This window comes from Peptoniphilus sp. BV3AC2 (assembly GCF_000478945.1).
Classification (GTDB): Bacteria; Bacillota; Clostridia; order Tissierellales; family Peptoniphilaceae; genus Peptoniphilus_B; species Peptoniphilus_B duerdenii.
Genome location: NZ_AWXD01000005.1, coordinates 1 through 6,750, shown reverse-complemented (window position 1 = coordinate 6,750; position 6,750 = coordinate 1). Strand labels below are relative to the sequence as shown.

General features: G+C 37.3%; 7 protein-coding genes. 1 reads left to right on the top strand and 6 read right to left on the bottom strand.

All coding sequences use genetic code 11. The features are described 5' to 3' along the window. Positions 1-116: 116 nt before the first annotated feature. From HMPREF1252_RS00550 to HMPREF1252_RS00525, 6 genes are all read right to left on the bottom strand, one after another. Entirely contained in the window at positions 117-1,127 is a 1,011-nt protein-coding gene (locus HMPREF1252_RS00550; protein WP_023058912.1) for an electron transfer flavoprotein subunit alpha/FixB family protein, read from the bottom strand. Positions 1,128-1,137: 10 nt separating this feature from the next. Further along, on the bottom strand, positions 1,138-1,929 hold the full coding sequence (locus tag HMPREF1252_RS00545; RefSeq protein WP_023058908.1) for an electron transfer flavoprotein subunit beta/FixA family protein: 792 nt from the start codon (positions 1,927-1,929) through the stop codon (positions 1,138-1,140). Between the two features lie 10 nt (positions 1,930-1,939). Further along, a complete protein-coding gene (locus HMPREF1252_RS00540) occupies positions 1,940-3,082 on the bottom strand; it encodes an acyl-CoA dehydrogenase (RefSeq protein ID WP_023058909.1) in 1,143 nt (380 codons plus the stop codon). Positions 3,083-3,404: 322 nt separating this feature from the next. Continuing rightward, positions 3,405-4,484 carry a SpoIIE family protein phosphatase gene (locus HMPREF1252_RS00535; RefSeq protein ID WP_023058913.1) on the bottom strand — a complete coding sequence of 360 codons (1,080 nt, stop codon included), beginning with the start codon at positions 4,482-4,484 and terminating at the stop codon, positions 3,405-3,407. Between the two features lie 2 nt (positions 4,485-4,486). Beyond that, positions 4,487-5,602 carry a class I SAM-dependent RNA methyltransferase gene (locus HMPREF1252_RS00530; protein WP_023058910.1) on the bottom strand — a complete coding sequence of 372 codons (1,116 nt, stop codon included), beginning with the start codon at positions 5,600-5,602 and terminating at the stop codon, positions 4,487-4,489. Next, complete coding sequence (locus HMPREF1252_RS00525; RefSeq protein WP_023058911.1) at positions 5,602-5,916, bottom strand: DUF4234 domain-containing protein; 315 nt, start codon at positions 5,914-5,916, stop codon at positions 5,602-5,604. The genes HMPREF1252_RS00530 and HMPREF1252_RS00525 overlap by 1 nt, the downstream gene beginning before the upstream one ends. A 136-nt stretch (positions 5,917-6,052) precedes the next feature. Here HMPREF1252_RS00525 and HMPREF1252_RS00520 point away from each other — a divergent pair. After that, positions 6,053-6,750: electron transfer flavoprotein subunit beta/FixA family protein (locus HMPREF1252_RS00520; RefSeq protein ID WP_036746668.1), on the top strand; the 698-nt coding region annotated here is incomplete at its 3' end.

Sequence of the window (6,750 nt, the reverse complement as noted above, 5' to 3'; positions counted from 1 at the left end):
TTTAAATTCAAATCAAAGTATTTGCAAGATTTTAATTCTACATACAAAAAATAAAAAACTATTGGTTTTTCGCCAATAGTTTTTCTTTTTGTGTCGTGTTATTTTGTTATTTTATTTTATTCGATTTCTGCTTTTAGTTTCTTTTCTCTCTTTAGAGCTTCTGTTAGTTTTGGAACTACTGCGTTGATGTCGCCTACTATGCCTAGGTCTGCTACGTCAAAGATTGGTGCTCCTTCGTTCTTGTTGATTGCTATTATTAAGTCTGAGTCTTCCATTCCTGCTACGTGTTGGATTGCTCCTGAGATTCCTAATGCGAAGTATACTTCTGGTCTTACTGTTTTACCTGTTTGTCCTACTTGACGATCTTTGGTTGTCCAGCCTGCGTCTACTACTGCTCTTGATGATGAGATTTCTGCTTCTAGTACTTTTGATAGGTCTTGTAGGTTTTGGAATCCTTCTGGTCCACCTATTCCACGTCCTGCTGATACTAGGATGGCTGCTTCTGTGATGTCTTTCTTCTTTGATTCAGATTTTACAATGTCTACAATTTTTACGTTCATGTCTTTTGGTTCGAAGTCTACTTTTTCTTCTATTACTTCGCCTTTTCTACTTGCGTCTGTTTGTAGTGCTTGCATTACGCCTGGTCTTACTGTTGCCATTTGTGGTCTGAAGTCTTCGCATAGGATGGTTGCCATTAGGTTTCCACCAAATGCTGGTCTTGTCATTAGTAGGTTTTTAGATTCTTCGTCTATTTCTAGTCCTGTACAGTCTGCTGTTAGTCCTGTGTGGATTCTAGCTGCTAGTCTTGGTGCTAGGTCTCTTCCTATTGATGATGCGCCATATAGTGCTATTTCTGGATCATATTTTTTGATTATATGTGCTACTGCTTTTGCGTATGGTTCTGTCACATATTCTTTTAACATTGGATCTTCTATTACGATTACTTTATCTGCTCCATGGTGAATTAGAAGTTCTGCATGTTGTTTTACGTTGTCACCAAGAAGCATTGCTACTACTTGTTGGCCTAAATCGTCAGCAAGTTCTCTTGCTTTTCCTAGAAGCTCGATGCCAACCTTTTGTAATTGGTTGTCTCTTTGTTCTATAAATACATATACGTCTTTACTCATGATTCACCTCTTAGATTATATACTTTTCTTGAAGTTTTGCTACTATTGCTTGTGCTGCTTCGTCTGCTGATAGATCTTTTAGTAGCTCGCCTTTGCCTTTACCTTGTTTTGGATATGATCTCTTAACTTTTGTTGGTGATCCTTTTAGTCCGATGTTTGCAAGGTCTAGCTTGTCTTTTATGTCTTCAAGTCCCCAAGTTGTTATTTCTTTTTCATATGCGTCATAGATTCCGCCTACTGACATGTATCTAGGTTCTGCTAGTTCTGTTAGTGCGGTTATTAAGCATGGTAGTTTTACTTCTAGTACATGGTGTCTATCTTCGAATTGTCTCTTAACTGTTAGATGGTCACCGTTTAGTTCTAGATCTTCTACGTATGATACTTGTGGGATTCCAAGGTGTTCTGCAATTTGTGGTCCTACTTGTGCAGTGTCTCCGTCGATTGCTTGACGTCCTGTGATGATTAGATCATAGTCTAGGTGTTCTAGTGCTGCTGCGATTGTACATGATGTTGCCCAGGTGTCTGCTCCTCCGAATGCTCTGTCTGTTACTAGGATTGCTTTGTCTGCTCCCATTGCTAGGGCTTCTCTAAGTGCTAGTTCTGCTTGTGGAGGTCCCATTGATACAACGGTTACTTCTACATTTTCATGTTCGTCTTTTATTTTAAGTGCAGTTTCAAGTCCTGATTTGTCATCTGGGTTTATGATACTAGGAACTCCATCTCTTATTAGAGTGTTGGTAACAGGATCTAGTCTTACTTCATTTGTGTCCGGTACTTGTTTAATACAAACAACTATTTTCATCATTTACCTCCTATTTAACTCCCATCCAGCCGGATACAACCATTCTCATTACTTCGGATGTACCTTCGTAGATTTCTGTTATCTTTGCATCTCTCATCATTCTTTCGATAGGATAGTCTTTGGTGTATCCGTATCCGCCGAATAATTGTAAGCATCTTCTGGTTACATCGGATGCAGTTTCTGAAGCAAATAATTTAGCCATAGCTGCGTAGTGTGAGTATGGTATTTTGTTTTGCTTAGCGTCTGCTGCTCTATATACTAGTAGTTGAGCTGCTTCTGCCTTTGTCTTCATATCAGCAAGTTGGAATTGTGTATTTTGGAATTGAGAAATTCTTCTTCCGAATTGTTTTCTTTCTTTTGTATACTTAATAGTTTCGTCGATTGCTCCTTCTGCAATACCTACAGCTTGTGAAGCGATACCGATTCTACCACCGTCAAGAGTCTTCATTGCAAGACCAAATCCCTTACCTTCTCTTCCAAGTAGGTTTTCTTTAGGAACTTTACAGTTTTCAAATATAAGTTCGCAAGTAGAAGATGCTCTTATACCCATCTTATCTTCAGGTTCTCCAACTCTGAATCCTTCGAATCCACGTTCAACGATGAATGCTGAGATACCTTTAGTTCCTTGGCTCTTGTCAGTCATAGCTATAATGATAAATATATCTGCGAATCCTGCGTTTGTTATGAATATTTTGGTACCATTAAGGATGTAGTGATCTCCATCTAGTACAGCTATAGTTTGTTGTCCTGCTGCATCTGTACCTGCACCTGGTTCAGTAAGACCGAAAGCTCCGATTTTTTTACCAGATAGTAGGTCTGGAAGATACTTTTTCTTTTGTTCTTCAGTTCCGTTTTCATAAATAGGTGCAGCACAAAGTGATGTATGAGCTGATACGATTACACCTGTAGTTGCACATTTCTTAGAAAGTTCTTCGATTGCCATAGCGTAAGCGACATAGTCTGCTCCTTGTCCGCCATATTCCTTTGGGAAAGGAATACCGAAAAATCCGTACTTTGCAAGTTTTTTGATATTTTCGTAAGGTACATCTTCTGAAATATCAATGTCAGCTGCTATTGGTTCTACTTCGTTTTCAGCAAAGTCTCTATACATTTGTTGTAATAGAAGGTGCTGTTTGTCCAAATTAAAATCCATTATAGTCCCCCTTAATAATTTAAATGTCAATAAAATAACATTGTTAATTTAATTATACCACTAAAGTAAAAATTTTTGTAAACATTTGCGAAAAAGTATTAGCATAGTAATGGATTATTAGAATTATAAATTAAAATGCACCGCTTGTTTTAGATATTTGTATAGTTTTATTTAAAATTTTAAATGATAATCAGATTATTTTAATTTTGTGAGTAGTGCGTGGTTTGTTTAGAAATAATATTTAATATTTTTTCGAGAAATTCTGGGAGAAAATCTTTAAAAGATTTTGTAAATTGTAAATAAAAAAGCGCCCTTTGGACGCTTACATTATTTTTATTAGCACTGCGGTCATATCATCTTTTGGTTCTTTCGCTGTGAAGTGGACTACATCTGTTCTTATTTCTTGTAGTTCATCTACATTATGTCTATTTAGTATATCTCCGAGTCTCTTTAGTCCGTAGGTTTCTCCCGTGGAATTTTTAAGTTCTGGGATTCCGTCTGTTACGAAGAGTAGTTTGTCTCCGCAGAAGAGGTCCACCACGTTGTCTTCGTAGGATACGTCTTCAAACATTCTTGAGATTGGTAGTCCTGCTGTTAGTAGTTCGTAGCTCGTCCTATTTCGTGAGAGGATTGGACAAGGGTTGTGACCGGCGTTTGAGAATTTAAATGTGTTTTCTTTTCTATTATATACTCCATAAAAACAGGTGAAGTAAATATTTACATCCAAGTCTATGGAGTTGAATTTCTTTTTTATTTCTTCTAGTGCTGTGGCTGGATTTAGAAGTGCCTTGGTGGTGAGACTTTTGAACATAAAGTTTACAAACATGGTCACCTGGCTACTTGCAAATCCATGACCTACTGTATCTGAAATATAGATTCCCAAGTTATCTCTATTTATTTCGAAGACGTTGAACATATCGCCGCTTAGTATATTGGAAGGTTTGTAGAGGTAATCTATCATAGCTCCACCGATGAATCCTTTTTCTGGAAGTAGACCTACTTGAATCTTCTTCGCTTCGTTCATTTCTGTTGCGAGCTCTTTGTTTTTATTTATTATCTCCCTTTGAAGTTTTTTCTCCATGGTTATATTTCGAAAGACTTCTACCACCGCGACGATTTCTTCGCCGTCAAAGATAGGGGAGCATTTTACAGAATAGAAATTGCCTTCTATATATTCTTCTCTTTGGATGATCTCTCCGGTTCTTAGTGTCCTTTCTGCGACGGAAAGGTTGCAGAAGTATCTTCCATCAGGTTCGCAGGTCATCTCCTTTGCAGATGCACCCATTAGCTCTTCCATTGCAGAGTTTACGAAGATTACTTGATTGTCTGAATCCAAAACTCTCACTAGGTCTGCTATTCCATTTAAGATATTTAAATTAATTTTAGAGCTAAGTTTTTCCATAACTACCCCCTAGGTTTAGGTCCTAAGTATTGATAATAGTAGGTTTTGATTCCTCCGTTGTAGAGTTTTCTATTTCTATCTGCTTTTTTACCGAAATTCTTCTCGAAATCTTCGTCTCCTGAGATTGCGTAGACGCTCCAGGTTGGACATGATTTGTGAAGAAGTCCCAGTTCTTTTTCTAGTTCTTTAACATCTTTTCCGATTCTTATTCCGTAAGGTGGGTTGGTGATGATGACACCGTAATCGTCGCCGATTATAAGATCTCTTATATCTTTTTCAAAGAAGGTTATATCTTCTTCTAGTCCCAATAGTTCTGCGTTGTCCTTTGCGATTTCTATGGCGCCGCGTTCTATGTCGGAGCCGTATATTTTTAGAGTCTTATCGTAGTCGATTCTTTCGTAGGCGAGTTTCTTCTCTTCCTTCATGATTTCTTCGTCAAAGAATTTAAATTTTTCAAAGTCGAATTTTCTCATAAGTCCTGGAGCAATATTCTTGCCAATCATGGCAGCTTCTATAAGGATGGTTCCAGAACCGCAGAATGGATCGTGAAGAATCCTATCCGGATTCCAATATGAAAGCATAACTAGTGCTGCGGCAATAGTTTCAGATAGGGGAGCCTTGTAGTTGCGAGCTCTGTATCCTCTCTTGTGAAGTCCATCGCCAGAAGTATCTAGGGTCACGCTTGCTATATCATCACGAAGAGCAACTTCTAGTTTGTATCTTTCTTTTGATTTTTCAAAATAATCTATGTCGTAATGCTCCTTCATGACGTCAATGATTGCTCTTTCTGTGATTCTTTGACAGTCAGATACAGAGAATAGTTTTGAATTTTTAGAACGACCTTGCACTATAAAGTTGCCGTCTATGGATATATATTCATGCCAAGGAAATTTCAAAACTCCTTGGTATAGATCTTCAAATGTAGTCGCCTTGAAATTTAAAAGTTCGATCAAGACTCTGTCTGCGCATCTAAGATTTAGATTTAGTTTTGCAATATCTCTTAGATCTCCTTCAACGATACATCTTCCGTTTTCAGTAGTTACATCGTAGCCTAGGGCGATTAGTTCTCTCTTTAGAACCGCTTCTAAGCCGAATGTAGTAGTAGCTATTATTTTCATTATTTTTTCTCCTTTGCCCATTTAAAAATATAAAGAGCATAGATACCCAGGGTGATGATTCCAAATAGAATATCATTAGCTACAAATACATCTTTATGCATAAAATATCTAAATGCCATACGGGCAAGTAGGTATATCACAACGATATAAGAAAATTTATAGAGTTTTTTAAAACGCATTTCTTTGGTCAGATTTCTATTTTCTTCTCTTAAATCTTCTTTTAATTTTGCTTGGCGCTTCCTGGCGGCAATACGAACCTTTTTTTCCTTTTGCCATTTTTCTTCTAAGCCATCAAAAAAACTCTTTTTACTCATCTTACACCTCTCTTCTATTCTATCTAAAAAGAACGAAAATTAAAAGGTAGTAAAATTATTAATATGGTTAAGAAAATTGCTTCCACTTGATAAAGAGGGGTATAATACTATTATGATATAAATTATGGAGGTATTTATGAATATATTAGTATTTGCAAAGGTAGTACCAAAAGTTTCCGATTGCAAAATAGATAGAGAAACCAACAATCTTATAAGAGATGGAGTTAAAAGCATAATAAATCCACCAGATCTAGCAGCTATTTATACAGCCTGCGAACTTAAAAAGAAACACGGGGGCAAGGTTGTGGTTGCATCAATGGGACCTGACTTCATAAAAGGGGAACTCGAAGTTGCTTATTCAATGGGAGCAGATGAAATCTACATCATCTCCAGCATGGCAGTTAGAGGATCAGATACACTTGCGACTTCATATGTGCTTTCAACCACTGCAAAACATCTAGGAGAATTTGACCTAGTACTTACTGGTACTCAAACCCTGGACGGAGACACAGGACAAGTAGGACCACAACTTGCAGAAAAACTTGGACTTAACTCTTTAACCTATGCGGAAAGTGTAGAAGTAAAAGGCGACGAAGTCATAGCTAAGAGAAGAATAAACGGCGGACTTCAAGAAGAATCTGTAAAGATGCCAGCCCTTGTAAGCACTCTTAGAAAAAATATAAATCCTAAGAAATCTGAAGAAGTGACTAAAGAAGTAAAAATCTTGACAGAAAAAGATATTGATTTCGATCTTGATAAGATGGGCATGAAGGGATCTAGAACGGTAGTCGGATCAGTATTTGCACCACCAGAAGTACAAAAGGGTTTAATCAT